The organism is Haloarcula pelagica (genome assembly GCF_030127105.1).
Classification (GTDB): Archaea; Halobacteriota; Halobacteria; order Halobacteriales; family Haloarculaceae; genus Haloarcula; species Haloarcula pelagica.
Window position 1 is genome coordinate 2,506,275 of sequence record NZ_CP126161.1, and the last position, 12,619, is coordinate 2,518,893.

The 12,619-nt window shown below is 64.3% G+C and carries 9 protein-coding genes; 3 read left to right on the forward strand and 6 right to left on the reverse strand.

The annotated features are described in order from the left end of the window. Nucleotides 1-72 precede the first annotated feature (72 nt). Nucleotides 73-1,707, forward strand: a complete 1,635-nt coding sequence (locus P1L40_RS13190; protein WP_284007637.1) for an alpha-amylase family protein — start codon at nucleotides 73-75, stop codon at nucleotides 1,705-1,707. Nucleotides 1,708-1,721: 14 nt separating this feature from the next. On the opposite strand, the gene P1L40_RS13195 is transcribed toward P1L40_RS13190, so the two are convergent. The 5 genes from P1L40_RS13195 to P1L40_RS13215 form a co-directional block, all read right to left on the reverse strand. Next, nucleotides 1,722-2,228: a GNAT family N-acetyltransferase gene (locus tag P1L40_RS13195; RefSeq protein ID WP_284007638.1), complete on the reverse strand. Its 507-nt coding sequence runs from the start codon at nucleotides 2,226-2,228 to the stop codon at nucleotides 1,722-1,724. 73 nt (nucleotides 2,229-2,301) lie between these two features. Then, nucleotides 2,302-2,607, reverse strand: coding sequence for a putative quinol monooxygenase (locus P1L40_RS13200; RefSeq protein WP_284007639.1), 306 nt, complete (start codon nucleotides 2,605-2,607; stop codon nucleotides 2,302-2,304). Nucleotides 2,608-2,738: 131 nt separating this feature from the next. Then, complete coding sequence (gene sufD, locus P1L40_RS13205) at nucleotides 2,739-3,953, reverse strand: Fe-S cluster assembly protein SufD (protein ID WP_284007641.1); 1,215 nt, start codon at nucleotides 3,951-3,953, stop codon at nucleotides 2,739-2,741. Between the two features lie 2 nt (nucleotides 3,954-3,955). Further along, the gene (gene sufB, locus P1L40_RS13210; protein WP_284007643.1) at nucleotides 3,956-5,386 is read right to left on the reverse strand and encodes a Fe-S cluster assembly protein SufB; all 1,431 of its coding nucleotides are present in this window, start codon (nucleotides 5,384-5,386) and stop codon (nucleotides 3,956-3,958) included. A 36-nt stretch (nucleotides 5,387-5,422) separates the two neighbouring features. Then, on the reverse strand, nucleotides 5,423-6,352 hold the full coding sequence (locus tag P1L40_RS13215) for an ABC transporter ATP-binding protein (RefSeq protein ID WP_284007645.1): 930 nt from the start codon (nucleotides 6,350-6,352) through the stop codon (nucleotides 5,423-5,425). A 261-nt stretch (nucleotides 6,353-6,613) separates the two neighbouring features. Between P1L40_RS13215 and P1L40_RS13220 the strand changes: the two genes are divergently transcribed. Continuing rightward, nucleotides 6,614-8,290 carry a sensor histidine kinase gene (locus tag P1L40_RS13220; RefSeq protein WP_284007647.1) on the forward strand — a complete coding sequence of 559 codons (1,677 nt, stop codon included), beginning with the start codon at nucleotides 6,614-6,616 and terminating at the stop codon, nucleotides 8,288-8,290. Here the strand turns inward: P1L40_RS13220 and P1L40_RS13225 are convergent. After that, nucleotides 8,283-12,317 (reverse strand): DNA polymerase domain-containing protein, encoded by a 4,035-nt coding sequence (locus P1L40_RS13225; protein WP_284007649.1) that lies wholly within the window; start codon nucleotides 12,315-12,317, stop codon nucleotides 8,283-8,285. The genes P1L40_RS13220 and P1L40_RS13225 overlap by 8 nt on opposite strands. Nucleotides 12,318-12,416: 99 nt before the next feature. On the opposite strand from P1L40_RS13225, the gene P1L40_RS13230 reads away from it, so the two are divergent. Continuing rightward, on the forward strand, nucleotides 12,417-12,608 hold the full coding sequence (locus P1L40_RS13230; RefSeq protein WP_284007650.1) for a DUF7331 family protein: 192 nt from the start codon (nucleotides 12,417-12,419) through the stop codon (nucleotides 12,606-12,608). Nucleotides 12,609-12,619 lie beyond the last annotated feature (11 nt).

A 12,619-nucleotide genomic window follows, 5' to 3' on the forward strand; every position in this document is an offset into this window, starting at 1 on the left:
TCTATCGGGGGAGGGGCCGCCCTCCCGAGTCGAAACGCTCACTACCCGGGACACGGTGATGTAGGCCAAGAGATGACTGACCCAGGCTGGCACGAGGATGCCGTTATCTACACGCTCGACGTGAAGACGTTCAACGACAGCGACGGCGACGGCTGGGGGGACTTCCAGGGCCTCATCGAGAGACTAGACTACATCGACGAGTTGGGTGTCGACTGTCTGTGGTTACGTCCGTTCTACCCGAGTCCGCTCCGTGACAACGGCTACGACGTGGCCGGCTACCGCGATGTCGACGACCGACTCGGCTCGCTGGCGGACTTCCGGGAGTTCACCGACCGGGCCCACGACCGGGGTATCAAGGTCCTGACCGACCTCGTGTTCAACCACACCTCGATCGAGCACGACTGGTTCCAGCAGGCCCGCGAGGACCCCGACTCGAAGTACCACGACTACTATCTCTGGACCAGTCACGTCGAGGACGCCTACAACACGATCAACATCTTCCCCGAGTACGAGGACGGCGTCTGGAGCTACGACGAGGCCGCCGGCAAACACTACTTCCACCAGTTCTACCACCACCAGCCCGACCTCAACGTCGCGAACCCCGAGGTCCGCGACGAGATGCACGATGTCCTGCGGTTCTGGCTCGATCAGGGCGCGGACGGCTTCCGTATCGACGCCGCCCACCCGATGCTCCAGGCGAAAGGGCACAACGCCACGACCGAGGGCGTCTGGATGTTCGAGGAGATGAAAGATGTCGTCCGCGCCGAGAAAGACCACGCCATCCTGCTGGCGGAGGCCGACGACCAGCCCGACGAACTGGACTACTACTTCGCGGACGGCAACGCCTTCGACCTGATGTTCAACTTCGTCCTGAACGCCCACATGGTGTACGGGCTCGGCGTCAGGGACACCTGGCCGCTCCACCACGCCGACGAGCTCCTCCCGAATATTTCCCACGTGGGTCAGTGGGCGAACTTCCTGCGCAACCACGACGAGTGGAACCTGCTGAAACTGCCAAACGAGGCGCTGGAACACGCCCGGGAGTATTTCGGCCCCGAGGACGACTCCTCGTGGATCTTCGGTCGGGGCCACCGGCTCCGGCTTGCGGACCTGCTCGACGGCGACCACGACCGCATCGCGATGGCTCACAGTCTCCTGCTCTCGTATCCGGGGACGCCGGTGATCCTCTCGGGCGACGAGATCGGGATGGGCTCGGACCTCTGGCTGGAGGAACGCGAGTCCGTCCGGACGCCGATGCAGTGGGACGACAGCGAGAACGGCGGCTTCTCGACCGCCGACCGCGAGGACTGTTACAACCCCTCGATGGTCGGCAACGAGTTCAGCTACGAACAGATCAACGTCGCCGACCAGCGCGAGGACCCGGACTCGCTGCTCTCACAGGTCCAGCGCATCGTCGAGACGCGCCAGGACAACCCCGCCATCAGTGACGGCGACTTCCACATCACCGACACCGGTCACAAGGACGTGCTGGTCCACCGGGTCGACACCGACGACCACGCCTACATCTTCGCGCACAACTTCGCCGACGACTACCGCGAGTCCGTCCTCCAGTGGGAGGTCCCCGACGCCGACACCACGACGGAGGTCGGCCCGGGCGGCTACCACGTCGAGGACGGTGGCGTCACGTTCCTGCTTGACCCGTACGACTACGTCTGGCTCCACGGCGACAAGTCCCACTGGGACTGAGCGACGGCCCTGTCTCAGTCCTCCGCGGTCCCTGCTGGCGGCCATTCTCTCCAGGATACGTCCCGGCCGGGGTAGGCGACCCGCTCGAAGGGCCACTCGGTCCTGATCCAGTCTCGACAGGCCGTCCCGATCGCTTCGGCCAGGCCACGCTCGATCGCGTGGTCGGACACCCAGTAGTACACCGCGGCGTCGTACCCCTCGACCCGCGTCGGCTGGACATACAGACAGCCCAGTTCGACCGTCTCGCCGGGGTCGAACACCCCGTAGGTGAACGCGTCCCGCCGCTGGTGTTCCTTGTAGTGCCAGCACACGTCGACCCGGTTTTGCGCCTCCGAGAGGCCCGTCGGCCACTCGTCGTCGGGGCCGAAGATCCCGTGTAGTCGGTCACCGCTCCCGGTCACGGCTTCGTAGTCGATGTCGGCGTCCTCGGGCACCAGCGGCCGGAGCAGGAACTCGTCGGTCGACAGTCGCTCCGGAACGGCCGCGGATGGGTCGAGCAGGTCCGGCGTCTCGAACGGCATGACTGGACCGACACGCGGCACGGGTATCGCCGTTGCGGTCGGTGTGTCGTCCTTCCCCTGGAAGAACCGTCGATCAGGCGTGTTTCGCCGCGAGGACTTCGATCTCGTCGATCTGTGGCCCCTCGACGAACAGTTCGTCGGCCCGGTCCATCAGTTCGGCCGCGATCTCGCCGTCGAGGTGGGCCTGTCGGCCGTCCTCGTCGGGGAACGTATCGAAGATGCCGAACGTCGTCTCGTCGAGGCGGAGCGCGAACCACGTCGTCGTCCCCTCCTCGGCTTCGGCCTGCGGGAGCGCGGATTCGAGGAACTCGGCGACTTCCTCGGTCTTGTCGGGCTTGGCTTCGAACCGTGCCTGGAGCGCGTAGTTGGATTCGGTCATCGCATCAGGTAACTGGGGCCGGAGGTGAATAAGGGGGCACCCTAACGGGCTGTGCCGGTGGTTCGATCGGGCCACGGATCGCCGGCGAAGCCGTCGAGACAAGAAGGTACTGCGAACGCGAAACCCGGCGGTTACTGCGTGAGGCGCTGGACGATCAGGTCGTCCAGATCCTCGCGGAGTTCGTCGACCTCGACCTCGTCGAGGACGGGGACGAAGAAGCCCTCGACGAGCATGTTCTTCGCCGCCTCCGGATTGACGCCGCGGGAGGTCATGTAGAACATGTCCTCCTCGTCGACCTGCCCGACGGTCGCGGAGTGGGAGGCCTCGGTGTCGTGGTTGTTGATGATGAGCTTCGGCGACGCGTCGGCCTCGGATTCGTCCGAGAGCATCAGCGTGTTCTCACGCTGGTAGGAGGAGGTGTCCCAGGCTTCTGTCCCGACATCCTGGACCCCCTCGTAGACCGAGCGGGCTTCGTCGTCGAGGACGCCCCGGGTCACCAGGTCGGCGACGGTGTGTTCGGCCTCGTGCCAGACCCGGGAACCGATGTCGAAGTGCTGGTCGTTGTGGCCGAAGAAGGCGCCGACGATCTGGGACTCGCTGGAATCGCCAAGCAGTCGCGTCTCGACGCTGGTCTTCGTGAGCCGCGAGCCGATGTTGCCCTCGATCCAGTTGACCGTACTGTAGGTGTTCGCGTGGCCGCGCTTGACCTGGTAGTTGTAGCTCTCTTCGGAGAGGTTCTGGAGCGTGCCGTACTGGACGTAGGCGTTCTCCCCGGTCACGGCCTCGACGACGCCGGAGTAGTACCGCTCGCCGTCGACATCGCTGTCGCCGGTCTGCTGGCGTTCGAGGATCGTCACCGACGACGAGTCCTCGGCGACGACCAGCGTGTAGTTGAACAGCGATCGGCTGTTCATCGTCGTCCGGATCTTCACGTCCTCGGCGTCGACGCCCTCGGGGACGTAGACGACGGTCCCGGCCGAGAACAGCGCGGTCGACAGCGCCGTGAGGTAGTCCCGCTGGGGGTCGACGACGCTGCCGAAGTGCTCCTCGATCAGGTCGCCGTGTTCGTCGAGCGCCTCGGTCCACGAGAGCACGTCGACGCCCTCGGCGTCGATGCGGTCCTTGTCCTGGGCGTACTCCAGGGGGTCGACCAGCGTCTCGTAGTCGAGCGCGTCGAGGTTCGTCCACCTGCGGCCGGGCGTCCGGATGACATCCGGCATCGCCAGGGAGTCGAGCGCCTCGAACGCCTCTAAGCGTGTCTCTAGCAGCCACTCCGGCTCGTCCAGATCGGCCGAGATCTGCTCGACCTGCTCTGCTGTCAGTGTTGCGTGTACCTGCGTACTCATTGTTATCCGAGCGAACCCTCCATCTCCAGTTCGATGAGGCGGTTCAGTTCGACCGCGTACTCGATCGGCAGCTCCTCCGTGATCGGCTCGATGAAGCCGGCGACGATCATCTGTTTCGCGTCGTCGTCGTCCAGGCCACGAGATTGGAGGTAGAACACGTCCTCGTCGCCGATCTTGCCGACGGTCGCCTCGTGGGCCACGTCGACTTTCGACTCCTGTATCTCCATGTACGGCATGGTGTCGGACGTGGAGTCGTTGTCGAACATCAGCGCGTCACACTCGACGGAGGTCGAGGAGTCCTCGGCGCCGTCGGCGATGTGGACCAGACCGCGGTAGTTCGTGCGGCCGCCGTCCTTGCTGATGGATTTGGACTCGATGGTGGACTTCGTCTCCGGCGCGTTGTGGTAGACCTTCGCGCCGGTGTCGATGTCCTGGCCCTCGCCAGCGAAGGCGATGGTGATGTGGTTGTCCGTCGCGCCCGGCCCCTTGAGGACCGTCGACGGGTAGAGCATGGTGGCCTTCGAGCCCATGGAGCCCGAGACCCACTCCATCGTTCCGTCGGCCTCGCAGATGGCGCGCTTGGTGTTGAGGTTGTAGGTGTTTTTCGACCAGTTCTGCACGGTCGAGTACTGGACGTGGGCGTTCTCCTTGACGAACACTTCGACGCCGCCGCTGTGGAGGTTGAACTCGGAGTACTTCGGGGCGGAACAGCCCTCGATGTAGTGGACCTCGGAGTTCTCCTCGGCGATGATGAGCGTGTGCTCGAACTGGCCCATCCCGTCGGAGTTCATCCGGAAGTACGCCTGGACGGGCATGTCGACGGTGGTGTCCTCGGGGACGTAGACGAAACTCCCACCGGACCAGATGGCGCCGTGCAGCGCCGCGAACTTGTTGTCGCTGGGCGGCACGGCCTTGGTCATGAAGTACTCCTTGACGATCTCTTCGTGTTCCTGGACCGCCTTGTCCATGTCACAGAAGATGACGCCTTTCTCCTCCCAGCGCTCCTGCATGTTCTGGTAGACGATCTCGGACTCGTACTGGGCGCCGACGCCCGAGAGGGCGTTCTTCTCGGCTTCGGGGATGCCCAGTTTGTCGAAGGTGTCCCGGATCTCTTCGGGGAGGTCGTTCCAGTCGTCGACGCCGCCGCGCGTCTCGATGTCCGGGCGGATGTACGGGACGATCTCGTCGACATCCACCGCCGAGAGGTCGGGCGCACCCGGCCAGTCGTCGGGCATCGGCATCTCGTGGTACTGTTCGAGCGCGCGGAGTCGCCGGTCGAGCATCCACTGTGGCTCGTCCTTGTCCTCCGAGATGACCCGGATGGTCTCCTCGGTGAGGCCCTTCTCGGCTTCGAAGGCGGACTTCTCCTCCTTCTTGAACTCGAAGCGCTTCTCGGTGTCGGTCTCTTTGAGGTGGTCTTGATCTGAGCTCATGGTTTGGTGTAGGTTAGTGGTGTAGGGTGATGGGCGTTACGCGGCCTCGTAGACCTCGTCGCGGACCCAGTCGTACCCCTCGTCTTCGAGCTTCTCGGCCAGCTCCGCGCCGCCGCTCTTGGCGATCTCGCCGTCGAGCATCACGTGAACGTGGTCGGGCTCGACGTAGTCGAGGATGCGCTGGTAGTGCGTGATCTGGAGGATGCCCGCGCCCTGTTCGTCACGGAGCGCGTTGATCCCGTTGGACACGTCCTGCAGTCGGTCGATGTCCAGCCCGGAGTCGATCTCGTCGAGCACGGCGATCGACGGTTCGAGGATCGCGGCCTGGAGGACCTCGTTTTGCTTTTTCTCCCCGCCGGAGAAGCCGGCGTTCAGATAGCGGGAGGCGAACTTCTCGTCCATGTCCAGTTGCTCCATCTTCTCCTGGAGGATCTCCTGGAACTCGGCGACGCCGATCTCGCCCTCTTCGACGTTGCCCTCCATCGGCGAGGTGTCGTAGCCGGCGGCGTCCTCGTTGGTCGCCTCCTCGGCTTCGGGCTCGTCTTCCTCGTCCTCCTCGAACAGCTCTTCGCGCTCTTCGAGCTTGGCGTTCAGCGCCGTCCGGAGGAAGTTCACCATCGTGACCCCCTCGATCTCGGCGGGGTACTGGAAGCCCAGGAAGATACCCAGCGCCGCGCGCTCGTTGGGTTCCAGGTCGAGCAGGTCCCAGGTCCGCAGGTCCTCGGGGATGTCGATTTCGTCACCGAACTCGTCGTCTTCGAGGTGGATGAGCACCTCGCCGTCGGTGACTTCGTAGGCCGGGTGTCCGGCGATGATCTTCGCTGTCGTCGACTTCCCGGAGCCGTTGGGGCCCATCAGCGCGTGGATCTCGCCCGACTCGACTTCGAGATCGACACCGCGAAGGATCGTCTCACCGTCCTCTTCGGCGACTTCGGCGTGGAGATTGTTGATTTCGAGTACTGCCATGGTAGTCTCTTAGGTCACCCGAAACATGGGCCGTGGCGCTGATAATAGTTTCGAGTTTCGACGCTTCGGTTTTCGAATCGGAAAGCGATATTCGCATCTGTGAAACACCGACTCTCCACCCGACCCCCTCGTGGCTCGCGCGCCGCGTCTCGACGGGACCGCGAGCACGTGGCGCGGTCGCGCTCGGATTCGGTGGGCCCCAGTTATCGGTTCCTGATCTCACACCAAAGTTTAGGGTGATTGATACAAAGATGGGTACGCATGGCCTACCGTCTGTGGGGTCTCTATCCGGTCGTCTTCCTCCTGACGGCGGTCTTCTCGGTGACGGTCGCGGCCGTCGCGATTCGCCACCGGCCCAAGCGGGAGGCAGTGTCGCTCGCCGTTCTCATGCTCGGCGTCGGCATCTGGTCGGCCGCCGACGCGCTCCGTCTCGGTGCCCCGACCGCATCGGAGATACTCTTCTGGAACCGGGTGGCGTACGTCGGTATCGTGATGATCCCGCCGGCGTTCGTCACGTTCGTCCTGGCGGCGACGAACCGGGAGCGGTGGCTCCGACGGCGGACGGTCGTTCTCCTGGCGGGCATCTCCGTGCTGGCGTTGGCCGTCGTGCTGACCAACCAGTGGCACGGGCTGTGGCGGGCCGGCGAGACGGTCACACCACAGAGTTCCCCGCCGGTACTCGACGAACACCGGGGGACGCTGTGGTACGTCTGGGCGATACACGTCTACGCGCTCGCCCTGGCGATGCTGTATCTGCTGTTCAGGGAGTTCCTCCAGCGGAACCAGTCCCGGATCTACCGGAACCAGCTCGGACTGCTCCTCGTTGGCTCGCTCGTTCCGAGCGCGACGACGTTCCTGTTCATCGTCGGACTGCTCGAGTTCGACCCGTCACCCATCGGGTTCGCCGTGATGGGACTGACGTTCGCGGCCGCGATCTTCCGATACCGGCTGCTCGATGTCACGCCGATCGCCCGCGACATCGTCCTCGACAACGTCGACAGCGGCGTCCTCGTGCTGGACCGCGACGACACGATCGTCGATCTGAACCGCAGTGCACGTGAGATAATCCAGATGCCGGACATCCGGGGAACCGCTCTGGAGTCCGTCTTCGACAGTGCAGGCGTCGACATCGAACTGTCCGGCGCACACGAGACGAGTCAGACTGTCTCCGTCGACACGAACGACGGCGTCAGGCACTTCGACGTGGATGTCTCACCGATCTACGACTCGCTGGACGCGTATCTCGGCCGTGTAGTCATCTTCACCGACGACACGGACCGTATCGACCGCCAGCGCCGACTCCGCGAGCGGACCGCACAGCTCAAACGACAGAACGAGCGCCTCGACCAGTTCGCGTCGCTCGTGAGCCACGACCTCCGGAACCCGCTTCAGATTGCCAGTGGTTCGCTGGAGCTGGCCCGTGCGTCCGATGACGACGACCTCCAGCGGGCCGAGGAAGCGCTCGAACGAATGGAGGATATCATCGACGAACTGCTCTTGCTCGCACGGGTCGGGCAGGAGGTCACCGACCCCGCCCCGGTCGACCTCCAGGCGGTCGCTACCGACGCGTCACAACACGTCTCGACTGCCGACTCGGAGGTCGTCGTCGCCGACCGACTCCCGACGGTCGAAGCCGACCGGGACAGGCTGCTCCACGTCTTCGAGAACCTCTTCCGGAACGCCATCGACCACAACGACGACCCGGTGACGATTACCGTCGGCTCGGTCGACGACGTGACGGGGTTCTACGTCGAGGACACGGGCAGTGGCATCCCCTCCGACAGAGGGGACGAGATCTTCGAGGAAGGGTATACGACGAACTCGGACGGCACTGGGTTCGGCCTGTCTATCGTCCGTGACATCGTCCAGGCCCACGGCTGGACGGTCGTCGCCACCGACGGCGAGGCCGGCGGCGCCCGCTTCGAGGTGACTACATGAACTGGCCGAGACCGGTCTGCTCTTGGCCGCTCTTGACCTCGTCCCAGGAGATGTCTAGCGCTTCGAGGATCCGGGCGATCGGCCCTTTCAGCGTCTTGTCGAGCATCTTGTCCCAGTCGACCTCGAACTCCTCGGGGACCTGATCGGCGTACTCGAAACAGATCACGTCGGGGTCCCGGCGGAACTCCCCGTACAGCGGGTCCTGTGCCGGATCGAGTCCCCGCTCGGCCTCCACTCGTTCGAAGAAGTCCGAGTGGACCCGGTCCAGGTAGAGTCGCTTGGGTTTCGACCCGCTCTGGAAGTTCGTCCCCAGCAGCAGGTTCGCATACTTCGCGCCCCGGACCTGTGCGGTGTCGGTGTCGTAGTTGTCCAGTTTCTTCCCGATGCCGCCGGGGATGCCCACGTCGTCCAGGTCGACGTTACCGGCCTGGTAGTCCTCGATGACCTCACCGACGTAGTCTTTGATCGACTCGGCGTCCTCGCCGTGGACGATCCGGTCGATTACCTCCTTCTGGACCCGTTTGGTGATCGGTGCGATATCCGACCGCTGGTACTCGAAGCCGGTGATGTCGATGTCGTCGACATCCTTGCCCTCCTTCCAGACGATGTGGCCGGCGTAGCGTTTCTTCTTGCCCGCCTGGAAGAACCGTCGGTACAGTTTCTCGAACTCGATTTCGAACCGGTGGAACTGCGCGTTGAGCCGCTCCATCGCGAACTCGTCGTACGACGCGTTGATCGTCTCCTCCAGTTCGAACCCCTTCTGGACGGTCGCCGCGATGAGTTCGAGTTCCGCGTCACTCATCTCGGGATGTTTCTCCCGCATCGCGTCGGAGACCTCGACGTCGCCGTCGACATCCTCGGGACCGATGTCGCCGAGTTGGAGCATGACGGAGTCGGTATCACCGTATACGACCTCGTACCCCTCGTTCGCGACGACCTCGTCGGTGTAGTCGATGACCTCCCGACCGGTGGCGGTGACGGCCGCGCCCATCTCCTTGTCGTACAGGCGGAACCGATCCCATCCCAGAACGCCGTAGAGCGACTGGCCGACGAACTGGAATTTGCCGTTGCGGCCGGCCATGAGCGTGTGGTTGTCCTCGACAGTGACGCAGTAGACGCCGTCGTCGGCGGCGCTGGTACCGCCCGAGCGGTGCATCCGGAGTGTGTTCTTGCTCTCCTCGGTGACGTAGATGCGGTACGTGCCACTGTCTTCGTTGTAGCTGGCGGTGAGTCCGAGATGGGCACAGAGCCGCAAGACGTCGTCGCGGAGTCGCTCGCTCGCGGTGCTGTAGCGCCAACTGTTGGTCTGCCAGTCCCCGTCGCCAGCGATGAGCGTATCGAGGAAGGCCCGTTTCTGTGCTTGGGTCGTTTCGAACACGAACTCGGGAATCCGCTTCTCGAAGCTGTCGCTGCCACAGAGCCGTTCGAGGAGATCACCCAGCAGTTTCGAGGTGAACTGATACCCTTTCTCGTCGACGGACGCGCCGAACCCCATGCTGTCGAGGAGCGTACCGATCCGCGTGTGGTCGTCACCGGACCCGCCGTCCGGGACCGCGTCCTGTGCGATGTTCACCGTCGTCGAACTTCCCCGGAACTGGTCACCGAACTGCTTGTCCTCGGACGTGTAGGTGCTCCCTTCGGTGATGTACCACGCCAGTAGTTCGAGGAAGTCGTCGCCGTCGTAAAACCGTGGCACCCACTTGCGACCGCGCTCGGCGTGTACGTAGAACTCCGAACAGTTCCCGTCGAGATACGCACGATGCTCCCGGAACGACTCGGCGTCGAACACGTAGCCGGTCCCGTCTTCGCCCTGCTTTTGCATCTTGTCCGGACGATACCCCACCTCCGCGGCGAGAGTGTGTCCGTGGTCGTCGTTGTCACACCACACCTCGAACGCACCGTCGAGCATGTCGACGAGGTCCACCTCGTCTAGCCGTTCGCCGTCAGGGCCGTCCCAGTCGTGCGGGAGCTCGTAGTTGGTCGCGTCGTCGAGATCGCCAGCCTCCACGAAGCGGTATCCGTCTTCGGTAATCCCGTTCGTCTCGTTCTTCCGGACGAGCATCCGGTGGTTCGGCGTCACCCGGAAGTCGATCTTGCTCGTCTCGATGTCGACGAGGTCGCCCCGGTACTCGGGGTAGGCCTGCGTCTCGACGACCGGTTTGACCTCCATCTTCATCGTCTCGGGGTCCAGCGAGTACACCGAGTCGCCGACAGCGAGGTCCCGGATGTTCCGCACGCCGTCGGGCGTCAACACATCGGTGTCCGGTGTGAAGCAGTTCATGATCACCTTCACCGCCGCTTGCTGGCGGTCCAGGCGCTCGTACTCGGGATTGTCGGGATCGAACGAGTTCCGGCGTTCCTTCTTCTCCTCGCGCTCTGTCAGGAGTTCGTCGACCATCTCCCGGATGACGCCGTCGGGTTCCTTCCGGAAGTGGGTCCCGTTGGGCGCACGGTAGGTCTCCCCGTCGTAGCGCTCGGGGTCGACCTTCGTCTCGGGTGAAGCGTTGGTCGTCACCATGCACATCGGGTACAGCGACTTCAGGTCGAGCACCGTGACGTTCTCCCGGACGCCGGTGATCGGATCGAAGACGGCGCCCCCTTCGTAATCCTCGCTGTCCTGTTGGCCCTTCGAGGGGAGCGCGAACTCCCCGTGGAGCTTGTGCAGGACGTACATGTCGACGGCGTCGCCGGGCGTGGTGGCGTCTTCGAGCTTGCAGCCGACGAACGTGCGGACCTCGTCCCAGAAGTCGACGATGTCCTGCTCGCGGTCGAGTTCGACACACAGCTCCACGTCCCGGAGGTTGTACTCCAGCAGGCGCTCGGGGTCGTCCTCCCAGAGGTCGCCGATGTCGCCGGCGTAGCGCTCCTTCCCGACACCGAGTTCCTGCTCGCCGACGGCGTCCAGCCGGTAGGATTCGAGTTCGGTGAACTGCGTGCGCTTGTAGGCGTATAGCAGATCGAAGACGACACGACCCTTGATGTCCGGGCCCTGCCAGTCGCTGCGCCAGACCTCGTCGACCCGCGAGAGGCGGTCGATGTCCAGGTCGTAGTCGTGGTCGAAGCTCTGGAGTTCCTCCAGGCGGTCGAGCAGGTACGGCGCGTCGAAGTCGTCGAAGTTCCAGCCGGTCAGCACGTCGGGATCGGTGTCGACGATGTAGTCGACGAACGCCTCCAGCATCGCCTCCTCTTTCTGGAAGATCCGCACGTCCACGTCGAGGTCGCCGTCGCCGATCGGGTCGTAGCCGGCCAGCGCATCGGGCCCGTCGACGCCCGCGGGCGACTGGTAGAGCCAGAGGATGTACTCGTCGTCGTAGGAGTCGTGCGAGGTGAGACAGACGATCGGCTCCTCGCCGTCCTCGGGGAAGCCCGAGCGGTCGTCAACCTCGATGTCGAAGGTGTTGACCCGCGGATCGGCGCTTGCCTCGACGGCCTCGATCTCGCTGTGGTGGACGGTCAGGGAGCCGTCCTCGCTCTCGCGGGCCGGCACGCGGACGCCGCTGGTGATGTCCTTGTCGATCAGCAGCCGGTTGGGAAAGAGGATGTCGGCCTCGTAGTGGTCGAAGTCGTCACGCATCTGGCCCACGTCCCGCGGGGTCTGGCCGAAGATCTTGACCAGGCGCTCGCCCCGGATCGACTCGTAGGGCTCCCCGTCGGCGTCGGTCTCCTCCCAGCCGGTGATGCGGTCGTACCCCCGGAGCCGATCGGGCGAGACCGACGACGCCGGCGCGTAGAAGTACGGCTTGAACTCGTATATCTCGGCGTGGACGGGCTCGTTGTCGTCGGTGCGGCCGAAGACGTGGACGACCGGGAACTCGTCGTCACCTCGCCCCTCGACGGTGTAGTCGACCTGGGTCACGACGAACTCGACAGTGTCCTCGACAGGCGGGAACTGCCGCTCGTCGATGTCGACGACCGCCGCGTGGCTATCGTCGCCGCCGGCGACCGCTGCCGCCTCGTCTGCCGGCCGGCCGTCGCTGGCGCTCCCTCCCGTGAAATCCCCGAGGGCTCGCTGGCTCTCGTCACTCATTGGCCCCCCTTCGAGGTGCCCGATGAAAACACCGGCGGTCGAATTTGTCGTGGGCAGAAAGTATATGTCATGCTGTGTCATACCGAACGACGAAGTCCCATGTCGCACCACGCATCCCCTGACGGCGAGGCGGACCGGTCGGAGCAACTGCGTTCGGAGCCGGCCCTTCCGGACGCGGTCCAGACGACGGAGACCTACGAGGTGGACAACGGGACAGTGTTCTACGACGCCCAGAACCCGCTCGCGTGGCTCCAGTCGGACGTGACGATGCCACTCGACGAGATCAACTGAGCGGGCCGACT

Bases quoted from the DNA above. Each gene is read 5' to 3' on its own strand.
- P1L40_RS13230 (WP_284007650.1), top strand. From the start codon at position 12,417: ATGTCGCACCACGCATCCCCTGACGGCGAGGCGGACCGGTCGGAGCAA.
- P1L40_RS13215 (WP_284007645.1), bottom strand. From the start codon at position 6,352: ATGGCAGTACTCGAAATCAACAATCTCCACGCCGAAGTCGCCGAAGAG.
- P1L40_RS13195 (WP_284007638.1), bottom strand. From the start codon at position 2,228: ATGCCGTTCGAGACGCCGGACCTGCTCGACCCATCCGCGGCCGTTCCG.
- P1L40_RS13200 (WP_284007639.1), bottom strand. From the start codon at position 2,607: ATGACCGAATCCAACTACGCGCTCCAGGCACGGTTCGAAGCCAAGCCC.
- sufD (WP_284007641.1), bottom strand. From the start codon at position 3,953: ATGAGTACGCAGGTACACGCAACACTGACAGCAGAGCAGGTCGAGCAG.
- P1L40_RS13220 (WP_284007647.1), top strand. From the start codon at position 6,614: ATGGCCTACCGTCTGTGGGGTCTCTATCCGGTCGTCTTCCTCCTGACG.
- P1L40_RS13225 (WP_284007649.1), bottom strand. From the start codon at position 12,317: ATGAGTGACGAGAGCCAGCGAGCCCTCGGGGATTTCACGGGAGGGAGC.
- P1L40_RS13190 (WP_284007637.1), top strand. From the start codon at position 73: ATGACTGACCCAGGCTGGCACGAGGATGCCGTTATCTACACGCTCGAC.
- sufB (WP_284007643.1), bottom strand. From the start codon at position 5,386: ATGAGCTCAGATCAAGACCACCTCAAAGAGACCGACACCGAGAAGCGC.